The organism is Streptomyces sp. GLSS-08 (genome assembly GCF_056387915.1).
In genome coordinates, this window is record NZ_JBWJAQ010000032.1 from 38,315 (window position 1) to 55,130 (window position 16,816).

14 protein-coding genes are annotated in these 16,816 nt (G+C 70.9%); 8 read left to right on the forward strand and 6 right to left on the reverse strand.

Going from position 1 to position 16,816, the window contains the following annotated elements:
• Positions 1 to 11: 11 nt before the first annotated feature.
• Together AC0ZLC_RS32730 and AC0ZLC_RS32735 are read right to left on the reverse strand one after the other, a co-directional pair.
• Entirely contained in the window at positions 12 to 464 is a 453-nt protein-coding gene (locus AC0ZLC_RS32730) for a DUF5707 domain-containing protein (protein ID WP_476755561.1), read from the reverse strand.
• 272 nt (positions 465 to 736) lie between these two features.
• Positions 737 to 1,846, reverse strand: a complete 1,110-nt coding sequence (locus AC0ZLC_RS32735) for a serine hydrolase domain-containing protein (RefSeq protein ID WP_476755562.1) — start codon at positions 1,844 to 1,846, stop codon at positions 737 to 739.
• Between the two features lie 426 nt (positions 1,847 to 2,272).
• Between AC0ZLC_RS32735 and AC0ZLC_RS32740 the strand changes: the two genes are divergently transcribed.
• Positions 2,273 to 3,070, forward strand: coding sequence for a hypothetical protein (locus tag AC0ZLC_RS32740; protein ID WP_476755563.1), 798 nt, complete (start codon positions 2,273 to 2,275; stop codon positions 3,068 to 3,070).
• A gap of 55 nt (positions 3,071 to 3,125) precedes the next feature.
• Here the strand turns inward: AC0ZLC_RS32740 and AC0ZLC_RS32745 are convergent, their stop codons facing one another.
• Positions 3,126 to 4,340 (reverse strand): MFS transporter, encoded by a 1,215-nt coding sequence (locus AC0ZLC_RS32745; RefSeq protein WP_476755564.1) that lies wholly within the window; start codon positions 4,338 to 4,340, stop codon positions 3,126 to 3,128.
• Positions 4,341 to 4,776: 436 nt separating this feature from the next.
• Between AC0ZLC_RS32745 and AC0ZLC_RS32750 the strand changes: the two genes are divergently transcribed.
• Positions 4,777 to 5,340: a GNAT family N-acetyltransferase gene (locus AC0ZLC_RS32750; protein WP_476755576.1), complete on the forward strand. Its 564-nt coding sequence runs from the start codon at positions 4,777 to 4,779 to the stop codon at positions 5,338 to 5,340.
• 399 nt (positions 5,341 to 5,739) lie between these two features.
• Here AC0ZLC_RS32750 and AC0ZLC_RS32755 read toward each other — a convergent pair whose 3' ends face one another.
• On the reverse strand, positions 5,740 to 6,678 hold the full coding sequence (locus AC0ZLC_RS32755; RefSeq protein WP_476755565.1) for a MerR family transcriptional regulator: 939 nt from the start codon (positions 6,676 to 6,678) through the stop codon (positions 5,740 to 5,742).
• A gap of 368 nt (positions 6,679 to 7,046) precedes the next feature.
• On the opposite strand from AC0ZLC_RS32755, the gene AC0ZLC_RS32760 reads away from it, so the two are divergent.
• Entirely contained in the window at positions 7,047 to 7,322 is a 276-nt protein-coding gene (locus AC0ZLC_RS32760; protein ID WP_476755566.1) for a hypothetical protein, read from the forward strand.
• Between the two features lie 465 nt (positions 7,323 to 7,787).
• Here AC0ZLC_RS32760 and AC0ZLC_RS32765 read toward each other — a convergent pair whose 3' ends face one another.
• Positions 7,788 to 9,962, reverse strand: a complete 2,175-nt coding sequence (locus tag AC0ZLC_RS32765; protein WP_476755567.1) for a SpoIIE family protein phosphatase — start codon at positions 9,960 to 9,962, stop codon at positions 7,788 to 7,790.
• Positions 9,963 to 10,484: 522 nt separating this feature from the next.
• Between AC0ZLC_RS32765 and AC0ZLC_RS32770 the strand changes: the two genes are divergently transcribed.
• Entirely contained in the window at positions 10,485 to 11,210 is a 726-nt protein-coding gene (locus tag AC0ZLC_RS32770) for a GAF and ANTAR domain-containing protein (protein WP_476755577.1), read from the forward strand.
• Between the two features lie 131 nt (positions 11,211 to 11,341).
• Here AC0ZLC_RS32770 and AC0ZLC_RS32775 read toward each other — a convergent pair whose 3' ends face one another.
• Complete coding sequence (locus tag AC0ZLC_RS32775; protein ID WP_476755568.1) at positions 11,342 to 11,809, reverse strand: hypothetical protein; 468 nt, start codon at positions 11,807 to 11,809, stop codon at positions 11,342 to 11,344.
• Positions 11,810 to 12,206: 397 nt separating this feature from the next.
• Here AC0ZLC_RS32775 and AC0ZLC_RS32780 point away from each other — a divergent pair, with 397 nt between their 5' ends.
• From AC0ZLC_RS32780 to AC0ZLC_RS32795, 4 genes are all read left to right on the forward strand, one after another.
• Positions 12,207 to 13,160 carry an SRPBCC family protein gene (locus tag AC0ZLC_RS32780; RefSeq protein WP_476755569.1) on the forward strand — a complete coding sequence of 318 codons (954 nt, stop codon included), beginning with the start codon at positions 12,207 to 12,209 and terminating at the stop codon, positions 13,158 to 13,160.
• 305 nt (positions 13,161 to 13,465) lie between these two features.
• Positions 13,466 to 14,758 carry a hypothetical protein gene (locus tag AC0ZLC_RS32785; RefSeq protein ID WP_476755570.1) on the forward strand — a complete coding sequence of 431 codons (1,293 nt, stop codon included), beginning with the start codon at positions 13,466 to 13,468 and terminating at the stop codon, positions 14,756 to 14,758.
• Positions 14,759 to 15,030: 272 nt separating this feature from the next.
• Positions 15,031 to 15,960: a 4'-phosphopantetheinyl transferase superfamily protein gene (locus AC0ZLC_RS32790; RefSeq protein WP_476755571.1), complete on the forward strand. Its 930-nt coding sequence runs from the start codon at positions 15,031 to 15,033 to the stop codon at positions 15,958 to 15,960.
• Between the two features lie 122 nt (positions 15,961 to 16,082).
• Complete coding sequence (locus AC0ZLC_RS32795) at positions 16,083 to 16,676, forward strand: hypothetical protein (protein ID WP_476755572.1); 594 nt, start codon at positions 16,083 to 16,085, stop codon at positions 16,674 to 16,676.
• Positions 16,677 to 16,816: the final 140 nt, after the last annotated feature.

Here is a 16,816-nt window from a genome sequence, read left to right on the forward strand (position 1 = left end):
GCGCGTGTGGATCACACCACGGTGAAGTCGGTGGCCTTGGTGACCAGCGTCGTGTCGTCGTCCGCGGCGGTGGCGAGGACAGCGACGTGCCACACACCGCGCGGGGACGCCTCGGCGTCGGCGCGGGTGACGGTGACCTTGTAGGTGCAGTGCACGGTGTCCTCACCGGACGGCTTGCAGACGGCCGACTCCGCGGCAGCCATGTCCTTGGCGGTCAGCCCGTCCTTCGTGAAGGACGAGTCCGCCGGCCAGGCCAGGACCTTCACATCCTTGACGCCGGAGGACGCCGTGACGTCGGTGGTGAAGGTCAGTGAACCGGCGCGGTCGCCCTCGGGGGCGGCATAGCGGGCAGTGCTGTGCGCCATGGAAGGAGGCTGTTCCCCTGCGTGGGCGAGGGCGAAGGCTCCGGCACCTCCGAGGGCGACGACACCGGCAGCCACGGACAGAACGATACGGCGCGACATAAGAGATTCCCCTGTTCGGTCCTACTGGATGAAGCCGGCGCTCTTGGCTGCGCCGTTGGGGCAATACTCGCCGCGCGGCGCACACCGGGTATGAGCACACGTACTCAACCCCGCCCTGAGTAGGGCCTGTTCGGCAGTGAGGACGAAGACGCGCTCACCTCCGTGCCCGTGTCACCACGCCCGGCGGCACCGAGGCCATGGTGCCCTCCGCGGCCGGCCACCGCCACGCGTCCGGACCGGCGCCGTCGAGGAACCTGCATGGCGGCCGCGGCCTACCGGCCCTTGACGCACAGGGCCGCGTCCACGGCTCCCTGGAGGTGGCGCAGGCTTTCCCCTTCGGCCGCCCACGTCGTGGTGTAGACGGTCACGGTGCCGCGGCCGCCCGTGGCCCGCCCGCCACCCACCGAATCACCCGGCAGATCGCCGCCGTGGCCCCAGTAGGAACCGCCACAGCTGAGTGGGATCGACGCGACGCCGTACCCGTAACGGCTGCCCGGTGGGTAGACGTCGCGGCCACCGACATCGGTGGTGTCCCGGGTCATCAGGCCTACCGCCCAGCCGGGCAACAGGCGCCCGCCGAACAAGCCGTCCCAGAATGCGTTGAGGTCCTCGGGCGTGGACACGAGCCCGCCGGACGCGCCGAACTCGTACCCGGGCAGCTCGGTCACATCCACCCGGCCCGCCTCCGGGTGCGCGGGGTGGACCCCGTAGTTGCGGGCATGCGGCCCCCGCAGGGTGAACTCGCCCGGCGCGGGCCAGTAGGTGTCGTCCAGGCGCAACGGGTGCACGACCGTGCGATCGATGTATGTGCGGAAGTCGACTCCCGAGGCCGTGTCGATCACCATCCCGAGCACCAGGTAGTTGGTGTTGGAGTAGCCCCAGTCGGTACCGGCTTCGAACACGGGCTTCTCCTTCAGCGCGAGGGCCAGGTAGTCCTCGGGCGTTCCGGGCCGACTCCAGTCGACCAGCGCGGAGTACTCCGGCAGACCGCTGGTCTGCTTGAGTAACTGCCGTACGGTGATGGTGCGGTGGGCGAGCTGCGGTACATAGGTGCCCGCGCGGTCGTCCAGTCGTATCCGCCCATCCACCACCAGGCGCATCACGGCCGCCGCGGTGAACGCTTTGGTGTTGCTGGCCAGCCGGAACCTGCCCTGCGCACCGACCATCGGACGGCCCGATTCCAGGTCCGCGACGCCGAGGGTACGCGTCACCCTGCCGTCATACGCGAGGGCACCCGGCACTCCGTCTTCCTCGACGAGAAGACTCAGCTGCCGCTGCACCGGGTCGGGCCGGTGGGCGTCGTGGGCCGCTGCCGCGGGAGCGAGGCTCCCGGTGAGGGTGGCGGTGAGCAGGACTGCTGCGGCAAGACGCTTGCGGTGCATGCGTGTTCTCCCTGGGGCGTGGCTGACGGACGCGGCCGGATCATTGGCTTGCCGACGACCTTGCCAGGCTTCCACCGAGAGATCAGTACGACGGGTGCCCGTATCGAACGGTGGTCATCCCCCTTGACACAGCCCGGCGTACGACGATTCAGCCGGTCTCGCCCGCTAGCCGCTGCGGGCAGTCCCCATGAGTAGCCGGACCGAGCATTGTGCCGCCGTCGCGCAGTCGCTCGGGGTATGGCCCGTGCCATCCGGTACCGGGTGGTACCTCGCGAAACGCGCGCCCACCGGGTCGACGGCCTGGGACACCTACCATCGGTGACGCGGTCACGGCCGGGCGGCAGACCGCAACCATACTCAGCGGTGTGGCGTGTCATCCGGTGGGACGGCTTTCGTCTGTCCCCGACCTGGAAGGCGGGGGGCTCGATGACGCAGGAGCAGACCGACGACACGACGCCGCGGACGAGACCGGGCACGATGCGGCCCAGGACAGTGCGAGGACACGCGCTGCGCTGGGCGTTCCGCCTGGTCATGGCTGCCCTGATCCTGCTGCTCGCCGTGCGCACCTACGAGGAGACGGGCGTCGCGCACGCACGGTCGAACGGGACGCTGCACACGGCCGAGGCCGTCATCACGAACCTGACGTCCCACACGACGAGTGGGAGAGGCGGCGGAGGCCAGGACGGCGGCAGCGGCGTCTGGGTCGTCACCACCAAGTACACGGTCGAAGTGCGCGTCGGTGACGAGACGACGACGGTGGACGGTGTCCCGGACGACTCCGTGAACGACCTCCAGGAGGGACAGCGGGTCGAGGCGGGCCTGTGGCACGGGCGGGTCGTGGAGATCGACGGACGTGATGTGTGGCCCGGCTGGCATCCAGGGGGATGGGACATCACGCTGGTCGTGCTCTATCCGTTGATCATGGGGTATCTGATCGCTCTCGCCGTGACCGCCGCCGCGTACCTGGCCGGCCTGAGCGGCCGGGCACGGTTGGAGCGCCAGCACCGGCTGGGACCAGCGGGATCCGGGTTCGGCGTCGGGATGGCGGCGATCGTCGTGCTCGTCGTGTGCGCGGCTTTCGGGAACAGCGTCGCGTACTGGCCGGTCGTTCCCGTGGGCGCCGGGACGGCCGCCGCGCTGGTGGGGCTGAGGAGAGCGCTCCGACGGGCCCGGGCCGCCCAAGTCGCTGACACGTCCGGCGGAAGCGCACCGGCCCAGGCCTGACGGCCGGCCCCCCGCCGCCCAGGGGACCGCTCTGGAATGAATCGGCTCGGTGTGTTCAGGATCGCTCGTCGCAGTCCGGCCCGACCAGGCGTGCCCCTACTGCCAGAACCATGAGAACCGCGGTGCAACCGCCCAGCAGCATGACTGCGGACGGAGAGCTGCGGTCCAGGACGACTCCCCCTACGAGTGCACCGATCGAGATCGTTGCCTGAAAGGAAGCGGTGAACAGGACCGATGCCGCTTCCGGGGCGTGCGGTGCCGCCCTGGAGAACCAGGCCTGCGACGCGACCGGTACGGCGCCGTACGCGAAGCCCCACACGATCAGCAGCATCACTGCGCCGGTCTCCCAACTGCCCAACGCTGGAAGCAGGAGGGTCACCGCGGCGATCAGGGCGGCGGCGAACCCGAAGACACTCCGCGGATACCGGGCCACCCAGGCGCCGCCCAGGAAGTTGCCGAGGATGCCAGCGGCACCATAGAGCAGCAGGAATGCAGTGATCAGACCGCCACTGGCGTGGGTGACTTGTTCCAAGAATGGTGTCACGTAGGTGTAGGTGCCGAAGTGAGCCAGTACAACCAGGAACGTCAGCAGGAGTGCGAAGCGGGTGCTGACGCTGCGGAGCGTGCTGCCCAGGACACCCAGCCGTGTGGCCTGGACCGGAGGAAGCGGCGGGAGGAACAAGAGCAGCATGATCAGTACGCCGACCGTCAGAGCTCCCATGAGGGTGAAGGCCGTTCGCCATCCGGCGAGATCTCCGACGAGGGTGCCTGCGGGCACGCCGAGGACGGATCCCAGCGGGACGGCAGAGAAGATCACAGCGGTTGCCCTGCCGACCGAGGCCGGTGGCACCAGTCGCTCCGCCAACCCGGCCCCGATCGACCAGAAGCCGCCAATCGTGATCCCGACCATGATCCGGGAGGTCAGTACGAGCCAGTAGTCGGGTGCCGCGGCGGCAAGAAAGTTTGCCAGTACCAACAGGAGCACGAAGGCGCACAGCATCAGTCGGCGGTCGAAGCGTGCCGTGGCCACGGTGACCAGTGGAGCGGCGATCGCCGCCAGGAAGCCCGGCATGGTCATCATCAGTCCAGCCATCCCGTCCGAGACGGTGAAACTGGATCCGATCGAGGTCAGCAGACCGATCGGCAGGATCTCGGTGGTGACGATGGCGAAGATTCCCAGCATCACCGAGACCACGGCCAGCCACCCCGTCAGCGAGGACCGAGCAGGCAAGAGTTTGTCGTCGACTGAAGTCGTGGTGGTTGCCGTCATGACGTTCCGTCCTGTGAAAGGCGCTGTATTTTCGCGATCAGTCCAGCAGGTCTCATCGAGAGGTGGCTGGCAGATCTGCGACTGCACCCCTGCCGCTCACGGGTGACGTCGCATTCCGGCTCAAACATCGCGCGGGACTTCGGAAGGGGGCAGGTCCGCTCCGGCCGGCTCGGCGACACCCAACCGCTCTTCGAACACCCGACATCCTGCATACTCAGCCCCCGTCCAACCTGCGGGCCGCGGGCCGCTGCTGGGTCGTCTGCACCGATGCCGAACCTCTGGGGCACAGAGGTTCGTGGCCTCCGCCCACTTGTCGTTGCGCTGCCAGCTGACCTCGAGCTCGAAGCCATCCGTCTGCCCCTGGACGAGCCAGGGCGTGTACCGAAAGTGCCTCATGAGCATGACGGAGAGCTCGTTCGTGCTTGAGAATGATTGGATGGTCACCCTTGCGACTCCCCGTTTGATCCTGCGCCGTTGGCGCGAGGAAGACGTTGCGCCCATGGTTGCCGTCAATGCCGACCCCGAGGTCATGCGGTGGATCCGTGACGGCAGCGTCCGTGACGAACAACAGACCCGCGGCGGGATCCGGGCATGGGAGAGCGAGTGGGAGTCGCGGGGCTTCGGCCTGTTCGCCGTGGAGATCCGGTCCACTGGCGAGCTGGCCGGGTTCACCGGCCTTTCGGTGCCGGACTTCTTGCCGGAGGTACTGCCGGCGGTTGAGGTCGGCTGGCGGCTGGGACGTTCCCACTGGGGGCAGGGCCTGGCCACCGAGGCCGCTGCGGCCGCCGTGCGGTTCGGGTTCGACGAGCGAGGGCTGGAGCGGATCGTCAGCATCGCTCAAGTGGGCAACGTCGCCTCTGAACGGATCATGGTCAAACTGGGGATGCATCCGTTCCGTGAGACCGTCAGTCCCACCTGCGGGCGGCGGGTACGGGTGTTCGAGTTGTCGTCGGACGAGTACGTCACCACCACTCGGCGATGCCGGAAACCCCGACGGTAGCTCGTAGCGGCCCGCGACTCTCAGTCCCCGAGTGTCAGCCAAGCGGTGGAGGTCATCCCCGATCTCAACGAGCAGTCGGTGCCGAGCTGAACGCCGAGGCGAGGGAAACCCAGGGATGACCTCGACGGCCGGGTACCGATGGGAGTTCTTCAACCGCCACTTCTAGCAACGGCTACACAAAGAGGTGGATCGGCAGTGATGGCCGTGTCCGGGGCGGGAGTTCAGCGTTCGGTCCTGCGTGGAGTCATCGCCGTGGATCGTGCCGGATGAGCCCGCCAGGTGACGTTCTGCCTGATCCGAGCCAACGCGGCATGTCGGGTCCCGTCAAGGTGTGACCGATGCGAACCGAACGTCCTCTGACATCGGCGCGAGCTGCGCTCGGGACGGCTCATGACACGCTCAGTGCGGAGTCCGGACGCGCAGAGCCTGGACGGTCCAGTCCAAGACGCTGGTGAGGCTTTCTGGGGCCGGCCAGCCGTTGATCACTGCGAGCAGCTCCAGGTACCGCTCCCGGCGAGGATCGTTCGCGGTCTCCAACCTGGTGATGAGCCGACGGCGCAGCCGGACGTCGTCGGGGGCGCCGACGACGTCCGCGTAGTGGGCCGTCAATGCCGCGACGACCTGATCGGCCGGGGGTGCGGTCGGGGCGACGTCGGCTGTGAGGGCCGGGACAACGTGATCGCGGGTGGTCGCGATGAGGTCGCGGGCCGGCCCGCCGACACTGCTCCGGGCCTGCTCGGCCGCCTCGTCCTCGGCCATGCGCCGCATATGGGCGCGAAAGGCGGAGTCTTGAGAGAGCTCAGCCAATTCCACCCACGCCTCCACCTGCTCCGCCCGCGCGTTGTCCGGGAGCTCAGGGGTCATCGAGCGCCCGATCGCCGCGAAGACCGGGGCGTTGTGCACACCGCCGAAGGTGGCACCGAGGAAGCCGCCGATCAGGCGGTGGCGTTCGTCTTCGGAAAGCTTGGCAAGCCTGTGCATGAGATCCATCTCCTCAGGGCTGGACCCGCGCTTGGCCACCGTCGTCAGCACGGCGCGCCGCAGGCGCAGAGTGCGAATCTGGACCGCCAGCGCGTCGGCGTGCGCCGCAGCGACCTCGGGCAGCGAGAGCTCATGGTCCAGGACCTTCCGAATGGTCGAAAGGCCCAGTCCCAGGTCGCGCAGGGTCCGCACGAGGTCGAGGCGCGCGGCGGCGTCGATGTTGTAGAGGCGGAAGCCTGCCGGGTTGCGGTCGGTGGGCTCGACGATCCCGCGATCGGAGTAGAAGCGGATGGTCTTGACCGTCAGCCCGGTTCGCCGGGCCAGGTCGCCGATCGAGTAGAGCGTTTCGCCGTCCATGCACCAACCCTTGCATCTCCCCCTGGTGGAGACTCAAGCCCAGGCGCCTGCGCGTCAGGACGTCACCGCCCTCGCCGTTGAATTGCCACTCTTGAGCTCGACGACCGACGCGTCATGGGGTCGTGCAGCCGATTCCGGCCCGGTGGGTTTGCCGATTCGCCGCAGGCGGAGGAGACGGATGATGGTTCGGGCCAGCGAGGCCGTCCGGCATCAACGGCACGACGAGGAACTACGCCGCGATCGGCGATCCAGTTTGCCAGGCGCAGGTGCCCGCGCTGTTCAATCCGTTGTTCGCCCGGCTGGGCGTCGACGCGGTCCTGATTCCGCTGCATGCCGAGTAGGCGCCGGTGCCCTCATTCCCGACCGCCATGAACACCGACGCCTACTTCGAGGGCGACGCCGACATCGCGTACGACACCCTTTCGCAGCGCTGCCAGAAGGACGTCGCGTTGGAGGTGTACAGGGCCGTCGTCGATCGGGCATCGGCCGACTACGGGGATGGGCACCCGGCGACGGGCGTGACGGCGAAGGTGTCGGAGGGCATGGCGCGCGTCTCGTACAAGGTCGAGGGTCTGCCGAAGTTCGACCAGCAGGGGCAGCCGTGGGTGATGGAGGGCGGCGACTGGAAGTACGACGCCTGCTGACTGGCACCGCGAGCCGCGCCCCTAGCCCGCTGACGGGGTTCTTGCATGTCCGCGTTTTGCAGCTCCCGAGATCCGCCGCGGTCGAGTGGTCGAGATGGCAGGTACCTTGCCAGGTCGGCCCGATGAACCACACGACGGTGTGGGCCCTCGCTGTGGAGGATGGGTTGTCCGCTAGGTTCCGCAACGCTTTGCCGGCTCAGGCCGGGACGCGTATCCCCGAGGAGAGTCCCCCCATGGGCTGTTACGCCCCGGCGCCCGTCCTGCTCGTGCTGCTGTTGACCGCAGCCTGCTCGGGGACCGACAACAGTAGAGACCCGAGCACCCCGGATGGGACACGATCCAGCGCGGATCAGGCGACAGCTCTCACGCTGGCAGGCCTTCTGCGGTGTTCGGGCACGCTGTGCCCTCTCGCTTGGGGTGCGACCGTGCTCGCTGAGCGGAGCGCCGGTCAGGCGTCAGGCCAGGTCATGGAACACCGTCTGCGGAACGGCCTGTGACAAGCGGGGCCACGGGTGTGCGGGCGTGCGGGTGGTGGAGTACGAGGAGGGCGATGTCGTCGGTGCGTTGGGCGGTCGTGCTGGTCTTTTCGAGGAGGTCGTCGATCAGCAGGTCCAGGTCCCCAGTGTCGGCGGTGGAGAGGTGCTGGGCGAGGGTGTTGAGAGAGTCTTCGAGGTCCGTGCCTGGTGTTTCGATGAGTCCGTCGGTGTAGAGGGCGAGGGTCAGGCCGGGGGTGAGGGGGATGTGGGTGAGGGGGAAGTCGGCGTCGGGATCGATGCCCAGGAGTGGTCCAGGAGGAACGGTCAGGGGCCGGGCGGTGCCGTCGACGAGGCGCAGGATGGGTGGTGGGTGGCCGGCGCTGGCGAGTGTGATGCGTCGGTGGGTGAAGTCGAGGTGGGTGTAGAGACAGCTGGTGAGCAGGTCGGGGGACAGGTAGGTGAGGAGCCGGTTGGTCCTGGCGAGGACTTGGTCGGGGGGTGTGCCGAGGGTTGCGTGGGCGTAGATGGCTGTGCGCACCTGGCCCATGAGGGCTGCCGCGGCGGCGTTGTGGCCCTGGACGTCTCCGATGACGGCGGCAGCGGCGCTGTCCGAGAGGCGGATCAGGTCGTAGAAGTCTCCACCGATGCCCATGCCCCGGGTTGCGGGCAGGTAGCGGGCGGCAACTCGCAGGCCGTTGATGGGGGGCAGGGCGCGGGGGAGCAGCGCCTGCTGGAGGCTGTGGGCGAGTTCGTGCTTCGTGTCGTACAGGCGGGCGCGGTCCAGGGCCTGGGCGATGAGCCCGGCCAGTGAGGTCAGGACGGCGCGTTCCTCGGCCGGGAAGGTGTGGGGGTGGTCGTAGGACAGGATGCAGCAGCCGACGGGCCGGCCGGAGATGATCAGCGGCAGGAAGGCCCAGGCCTGTTTTCCGCTGACAATCGGGGCTTGGGGGTACAGGTGCTGCATTTCCTGCGGATTGGCGAAGAAGGCGGGCGTGCCGTCGCTGAGTGCTTTCCCGGCCGGGGTGAAACCTGTGTCCAGGGGCAGGCCGTCCAGGCGTTCGATGGTGCGCGCGTCGTATCCGCGGTGGCCGGTGATCCGTAGCCGTCCGGCGTCTGCGGCGGACAGGACCAGGCCTTGTGCTGCGAAGGCGGGCAGTACCTGGTCGGCGATCAGGTCGATGACGTCCTGGACGCCGACGACCTCGGTCAGTGCGGCGGCGAGGTGGGTGAGCTGGTAGAGGGGGCCGGCCCGCGCGGGTGTGACGGTCGCTGCCGCGCGGGCGGAGCCCGGTACGGGCGGCTGCTGTGTCCCGGCGGGCACGATGCGTACGCTGATGCCGCTGGCGTCGGGGTAGAGGTGGAAGTCCAGCCATTGGTCGGGGGGACGGCAGGCGGTGAACGTCGTGGGTTCGCGGCTGAGTACCGCGGCACGGTAGCGGTCCTCGTAGGCGGGGTCGTCAAGCCAACGCAGGGACTGCCACGGCAGGGTGCCGAGCAGACGCCCGGCTTCCCCCCCCAGCAGGTCACAGGCCCCGGAGCTGAGATAGACGAAGTGTCCCTCCAGGTCCAGGGCGCAGCTGCCGCCGGGCAGCCGCTCCACGAAGTCGGCGGCGGCCGTCGCCGGGCTGGCGGACGGGCCGCCGGCGGCGGTGACGACCCGCATCCCCTTACGCCGCACCGCGGGCCGGTCCTGCTCGGCGGCTTCCTCCAGGAGCCGGGCCAGGCGTCGGCAGCGCGAGGAGATGTGACCACGCTCGCGGCCGGTCATGTACGGCGGACGGGAGGGCGGCCACATCAGCAGCAGCGCACCCAGGCGCCGGACCCCGGTGACGGGCGCCGCCGCCAGCACCAGCGGGTAGGGCAGTGCCATCGCGGTACGGGGGTAGGAGCGGGCCAGCTCATCCTGGCTGCCGATCCAGACGATCCGCTGCTCACGCACGGTCTCGGCCACCGGTGCCGGAGCGTTCAGTGACACCCGTGCCCACGGCGCGGCGAACTCGGCCGGTGCTCCGCACAGCACGGCGAGCCACAGCACCTGGTCCTGCGGCGCGAGCGGGTCGAGCAGGTACAGGGCGCCGACGGACGCGCCGGTCTGGCGTACCGTCTGAGCGATCTCGGTATCCAGCGCACGCTCGGCGGCGGTCGGATCACCCGCGCCGGTCACAGGACACCTCCAGCATCGCGGGACGGATCGGGTGGACGGCAGCAACCGTCCCTGCGCCCTTTTCAGGTGCATCCGGCGCGGGACGCAGGGCTGGCCCGCGCGCGCCCCTTTATGGACGTTACGCCGGTGGGAGACGCCCGGCACGCCGTCCCGGTCCTGGTCGGCCCGCCCCACCCCCCCCACGGTGCCACCGCGGCGGCCCGTGGGCGGCGGTTGCGCCCGGTGACGACACGACGGGGGGTGCGTCCGCTCCGTGCGGTGGCGGCACGGTGGGGTACGGGGGGTTCCGTCGGGCCCGGCGTGGTACTCGGGGATGCGGAGGTGTCTCGTGCCGATGAGTCACACCGTTCAGGGCAGTGGGGCACCGGAAGCAGGGGAGAGGGATGCGGGGACGGGGGGCGTGGTCGGTCCCGGCGGCACGGGATGCGTACCGAACGCGCGGCCGGCCTGGCCACACCGCATGCGTACCAAATGTTCCGAAGACTCATCCGAAGGGGCCGCAGGCCTTGCGAAGGACACATGATGATCGCCGATGACGCATACGACGGCAGCCGCATCACGCAGTGGCTGCTGGAGACGGACTCGCTGGAGGACTTCCTGCAGACGCTGGCAGACGCCGCCCTGGAACTTGCCGGGGCCGAGGGGGTGGGGGTGACGCTGGAGGGCGACGGCCGGCCCGTCACGGTTGTCAGTACCGGGCCCGCGGCGTCGAAGCTGGACGAGAAGCAGTACGGCCAGGACGACGGCCCCTGCCTGCAGTCCCTGCGCACCGGCACGGAGATCACCGTCGCGGACATGCTGCGCGAAAGCCGCTGGGGCGACTATCCCGCCTACGCCGCCGCGTGCGGGATCCGCTCGTCCCTCTCCCTGCCGATCGCCGCTCGCACCCGCCTGGCCGGAGCGCTCAACCTGTACTTCGGCGCGCCGGGTGCCTGCGAGGACGACGACCGCACCGCGCTGCGCTCGCTCGCGGCCCAGGCGGCGGGCGGCATCGCCGTCGCACAGCGAATCGGCGACACCCAGGAGTTCACCCTCCAGCTACAGGCCGCCATGCAGTCCCGCAGCGTCATCGACCAGGCCCTGGGCGTGATCATGGGCCAGCGCCGATGCACCGCCGCCGAAGCCTTCACCACCCTGCGTTCGGCCTCCCAGCACCGCAACATCAAACTCCGTGACCTGTGTGCCGAACTGATCACCAACATCAGTGGACGGCCCCCCACCACCCCCGATTTCGGCTCCCGCACCTGACGCAACGCCCTCCGGCCGGCGCCCCGCTCCACCGCCTGCGCGTACGACAGCGCAGGCGGTGCGGGACTGCCGACTCGGCGGGCGAGTCCGGCGGGCAAGTCCTGCGGGCGCGGAGGCGGCCCGCGCGCCGCTCAAAGGCGCTCGTAAAGGTAAGCGGCGGCAGCGTCCTCGAACGCGGTGTGGGCGGTGCGTGCGCGCTCGGCTGCCTGCTGCACCCGCTGCTCGTCCAGCGGCTGCCCGGCAGTGGCCGAGTCGGACAGGGCGAAGGAGGTGCGGACGGCGCGGCCGGCGAGGTCCAGCACGGCGGGATCACGGACGGCCATCTTCAGGTGTGACATCGCTTCGGTGACGGCGGTGCGGGCCTGCCAGCGCTCACGGCGGGCGTCGGGGGTGTCGGGCTGCCCGTCCCGTATGGCGTCCACCTTGAGGTAATGGTGGCGCCGGTAGCCGGCCAACGCCGAGACGAGCGCGGGAACCGCACTCATGAGCGCCTGCCGACGCCGCTCGGCACGCTGCCGGCGGTCGGCGAGCGCCTGGCTGACGTGCTGGAGCAGCGCGCCGATGACAACCGCGACCAGCGTGCCGATCATCGTCCCCACGGGGATCCCCTCTCCCGGCCGGCGCCCGCCCGGCCCTTCCTCTGCATCGAGGGCAGGGCGTACCCGCCCGGCCCCCTGAAGGGGACCTACCCCCGCCGGGCCGGGCACCCATCTCGTCGGGCACGGCGCGGGCCAGGTGTCATTCTCCGTCACGTCCAGGCCGGGGTTCTCGGGGGGCCGGAGCCCGCGTTCCACCCTCGCGGTGCCCGCGGTGCCCGCGGTGCCCGCGCCTGCGCCGACGGGCCCCGTGGGCTGATGCCCGCGGGAGCCCCGTGCCGGTGGGTTCCGGTGGTTGAGGCCGTGTCGTCGCGGGTTGTCTCCGGCCGGGCTCGAGTGCGGCTCAGGGGGCGTTGTGCAGTGTTGGGGATTCGGGGATTCCTGGAGGAGGGGGTCGTGCATGGCGTCGCGTCGAGTGCTCCATGCTCAGCACACCGTCCCGGTCGCGGCTCCTGCCGGGGTTGTGTACGGCCTCCTTGCCGATGCTCCGCGCTGGCCGGTCCTGCTGCCGTCCTACGTCCACGTCGAGCGCCTGGGCTTCGACGGCGTGCAGGAGGAGTTGCGGTCGTGGTGCCTGCAGTACGGTCAGGTTCGTTCCGCGCTCGTCCGTCGTGTGCTGCGCCCCGGCGAGCGCCGTATCGAGTTCGAGGTGCGTGATGCGCTGCTGACCGGTGCACCGGCCACCGGTGTGTGGAGCGTGGTGCCTGACGGTGCCGGCCGGTGCCTGCTGAGCCTGCGTCATGAGCGCCCGCACGAACCCTGGGAGACGGCGGGGGCGGCTCACGCGCTCGAGGAGGATGTGCAGAGCGAGCTGGCGGCGCTGCGCGAGACCGCGGAGCGCTGGGACCGGCTGGATGAACTGCTGCTGTCCTTCGAGGACAGCGTCTATGTCTCGGGTTCCCCGGAGCTGGTGTACGACTTCCTGTACCGCATCGAGGACTGGGTGGACCTGGTCCCCGAGGTCGAGCGGGCGGAGGTCACCGAGGACCAGCCCGGTGTGCAGCTGACGGTGTTGCACACCTGCGCCCCGGACACCGGGCACACGCTCGTGTCCGAGGCCGTACGCCTGTGCTTCCCGGCCGCGGGACGCATCGTCCACAAGGCGACCGTGATGCCCGATCCGGTTGCCGCGCACTACGGGGAATGGTCCCTTGAGCCCGACGAGAGCGGAGTGCGGGTCGTCTCAGTCCACCAGGTGATGTTGAAGGAGAGCGCCGTCCAGGCCGTCCTGGGCGAGGGCGCGGTGCTCCTCGACGCCCGCAGGCACGTGCGTGAGTGGCTGGGACGCTCGAGCACCGAGGCCCTCGGCCTGGCGCGCTGGCACGCCGAGAGCGCCGTACGCCGACTGCGATGAGCTCCGCCGCAGAACCGACCGTTCGGTGCAGCACCGCCACTACGAGGAGGAGATCGGTGATGGCCCCGACCCGGCCCCTACCGGATGCCGGCCGGCACCCGGGGACGACCGCCACCGGACCGGCACACCCGCCGTTGGGCGCGGCGCGCCAACCACGGGGCGCGGTGGACGGGTTGGGCGCGGCGCACGAGGCACCGGGCTTGGGGCACGAGCCCCGGGGCGCGGCAGACCGCCCGTGGGACGCGGTGGACGAATCACCGGGTGCGGTGGACGGGCCGGACGCGGGGGGCAGGGAGTGGGATGCGGTGCAGTATGCGGTGCGTCTGGAGGCGTTGCTGGGTGATCCCCGGGACCGCGCCAATCCCTATGGCCGCGCCGCCCTGTGGGCGGCGGGCCATGACGCGCTGCCCGCCCCGCCCGCCGAGCTGACCGTGGCCGGGAAGGCGCCGCCGCCCTGGGAGCTCGCCCGCGCTCTGCGCCCGCTGTTGCGCCGGGATCTGGCCCTGGCTCATGCCTGGGGCACCGGTCCGCTGCTGCACGCAGTCGTGCCGCACACGGCAGCCGCGCTGCTGGGGCCTGCCGCGCTGCTCGCCTCGGCGGCCGGTGTCCTGCGCGGCGCGACCCGTATCGTGGACGGTCTGAGCAGGTACGAGCCCGGTGCCGGGCAGTGGCAGCCGGTTCTGGCCGCGGTCTTTGCGGACCTGCTGGCCTGCGAGTGTCTGACGGCCCTGGCCCTGCGCTCCTGCCCCGGGGCGGGGCAGGACGCGGTTTTGCCGAACGCGGCTGGGCAGGACGTGGCAGGGTCCGGTACGCACATCCCGGACCCGGACCCGGACCCGGACCCGTCCCCGCACGGCGTGGCGCCGCTGGCCGCTGTCGTGGGATACCTCGTGCCGCTGCTGCTGGGGGAACTGCTGGGCGACCTCGAACTGGTGCTGAACGAGTGCGGGTTCGACGCCGACACGCTCGAACGGCGCACCCTGGCCAAGATCCTTGACGACCGGGCCCTCGCCGGGGCCGACTGGACGGCTGCCCGCGCCGCCCAGGCCCGTCTGGTGCGCGGGCTGAACCCGGCGGACAGCTCCGCGCCGGGTCGGCAGGGGGAGCCGACGGCGCTGTTCAGGATCGGTGAGGCCGCCCTGGCCGCGGCGCCGGGCACCCACAGCCCGCAGGCCCTTGCGGCGACCCTGCCCGCTGCCGCCGAACGGCTCGCCGCCGCCGGCACAGTTGGCACCGTGGCGCTCGCCCGCCTGGGCCGCCGGCTCAGTGCCGAGCAACGGGCGCTGCGGGTCGCCTGCGCGGCCGCCCCCGTGTACGAGCCCGCCGACCCGGCGGCACGCGCGCTGGCGGACCGTCAGGCACTGCTGGTGCTGGCCGCCGCCGTGCTGGGCGTGCGGGAAGCGGCGGCCGCGACCCCCGAGTCCTTCCTCGGCGACACCGACTGGGCGCTGCTGGCACTGGCACGGATCACCGGCCGGCTCGCCCTGCCCCTGCCCGACCACATGCCCCAGACCCGGCCCGGCGTGTGGGACGAGCTGGCCCGGCGCGCGAAGAACGGCATGGACTGCGACCTGTACTCGACGAGGCTCCCGTGGTGAGCGCAAGCGGGGGAGGAAGGGCAAGCGTGGAAGGGAACGGGAGCGGAAGGGTGGGCGCAAGCGTGGGCGTTGGCGGGAGCGTAGGCGTTGGCAGGGGCGTTGGCGTTGTCGTGGGCGGGAGCGTAGGCGTTGGCAGGGGCGTTGGCGTGGGCGGGAGCGGTGTGGACGGTGCCGACACGCCCGCGTCGGCACCGTCCGCACCCGCGCCCGCACTTGTGTCCGTGTCGGCGTCCCCCGCACCCGCACCCGCACCTGCGCCCGGGCGCGCGTCGGTGTCCTCCGCACCCGCGTCCGCGCCCGTGCCGGTGTTCTTGCCGCCGTGCCATGCTCCGGGGCCGGACGGGCCGTGGGACGAGGTCCAGGAGCGGATCGAGGACAGCGGCCGGGCCGTGGTGTACACGACCTGGGGTCAGTGGCTGACACCGGCCCTGCTGGATCCGGGGCTGCGTACCCTGCTGGGCCGTGACTGGTCCCGCTACCGACAGCACCCGGCCCCGGCCGGGCGGCTGAGCCTGGCCGTCTCCCGGGTGGTGGTCAAACACACGGCTGCCGCCGCTCTGCAGATTCCCGCCGCCCGGCTCGACCTGGCCTACCTGCCCGGCGGGCGGCCTGTGCTGCGGGGGCTCGGCGCGGACCTGGAAGTGAGCCTGGCCCATACCGATGAGTTGATCGTGGTCGGCGTCAGCCGCACCGGGCCCGTCGGTGTCGACGCCGAACCCGCAGGGCGCCGGGTCTCCTTGGAGGCGCTGCGCGAGCACGTCTGCACCGCCGAGGAGGCCGCCATGCTCGCGGCCCTGCCCGAACCCGAGCGCACCGAGCGGTTCCTGCGCCTGTGGACGCTGAAGGAGGCGTACACCAAGGCGCTGGGAGACGGCATGCGGCGCCGGTTCTCGGCGGTCGGCTTCGGGTGGGGCGAGGCGGGAGAGCCCCGCCTCGCCGGGGACAGCGCGGGCCGGTGGGCCTTTGCCACCCATCTGGTCGAGGGAGGCTTCTGGGTCAGCGAGGCGCACCGCAAGGACACCGCAGTGGCGCCGCCGGCCGGGACCGGGGCCCCGGCACCCGCCCGCGAACCCGAGCGTTCACCCTCACCGCATTTGCAGCCAGAGTTGGAGCCGCAACCGCTGCCGGAGTTGGAGCCGGAGCTGCGGTCGCCGGACTCCCGCGTCATCGATTTCCCGGGACGGCGGCGGCCGAAGCGGTGAGCGGCGGGTGCCCTGTACCGCCGACCACGGCCGACACCCTTCGACCACGACACCCACCGGGCCGGGACACCGCAAGCCGGCTGCTGTGCCAGCGCCGTTCGGCACGGTGCCCGGGGAAACGGATGAGTAGTTCTGACCGGCAGACGGGCATCGTTCAGGCGCTCGCGGCCCGTGTCGCCGAGCGCCACCGGGCATACGACGTCACCCTGGACGCCGAAGCGGACACCGGGCGCCTTTGTCGCCGCGTCCTGCGGCTCACCCCGCGTACCCGGGCCACGGTCGGCGGCCCGCTCATCGACGACCTGCTGGCCGACCTGTTGGCACCACCCGCGGCCGACACTTTCGCCCTGAGCGGGCATCAGCAGGCGCTGCTCTGGGCCGCCGTCGAGGATCAGGACGCCCGCGGCGGGCACGTGGAGCAGTTCACCTGGGACTGGAGCGGGCCGCTGGACGCGGGCCGGTTCGCACGTGCCTGGCAGTCCGTCGCCGAACGGGAGACGGTCCTGCGGGCCTGCTTCGACTGGAGCGGCGCCCCGCGCCTGGTGCTTCACGACCGCCCGGCGGTGGAGGTCATCTGCCATCCGCGCACGGGCCCTGCCTGGGACGAACTGCCGCGCCTGGACGGGCTCGGGGGTGACGTCGACCGCGCCTTCGAGTACGGCCTGGTTGGCATACGCGCAGCGCTTGCGGGCGATCATCAGGCTCCGCCGGGCTGACGTCGCCGGGCCTTCACTTGCTGATGGGGGGGTGTCTCGGGTGGGTGGTGGGGGTTTGGGTTGGGTGTGTGTGGGGGTTGGGGTCGCTCTTGAATGAGACTGGGTGGTTTGTTTGGTGGGGGTGGGGTGGGGGTGGGTGG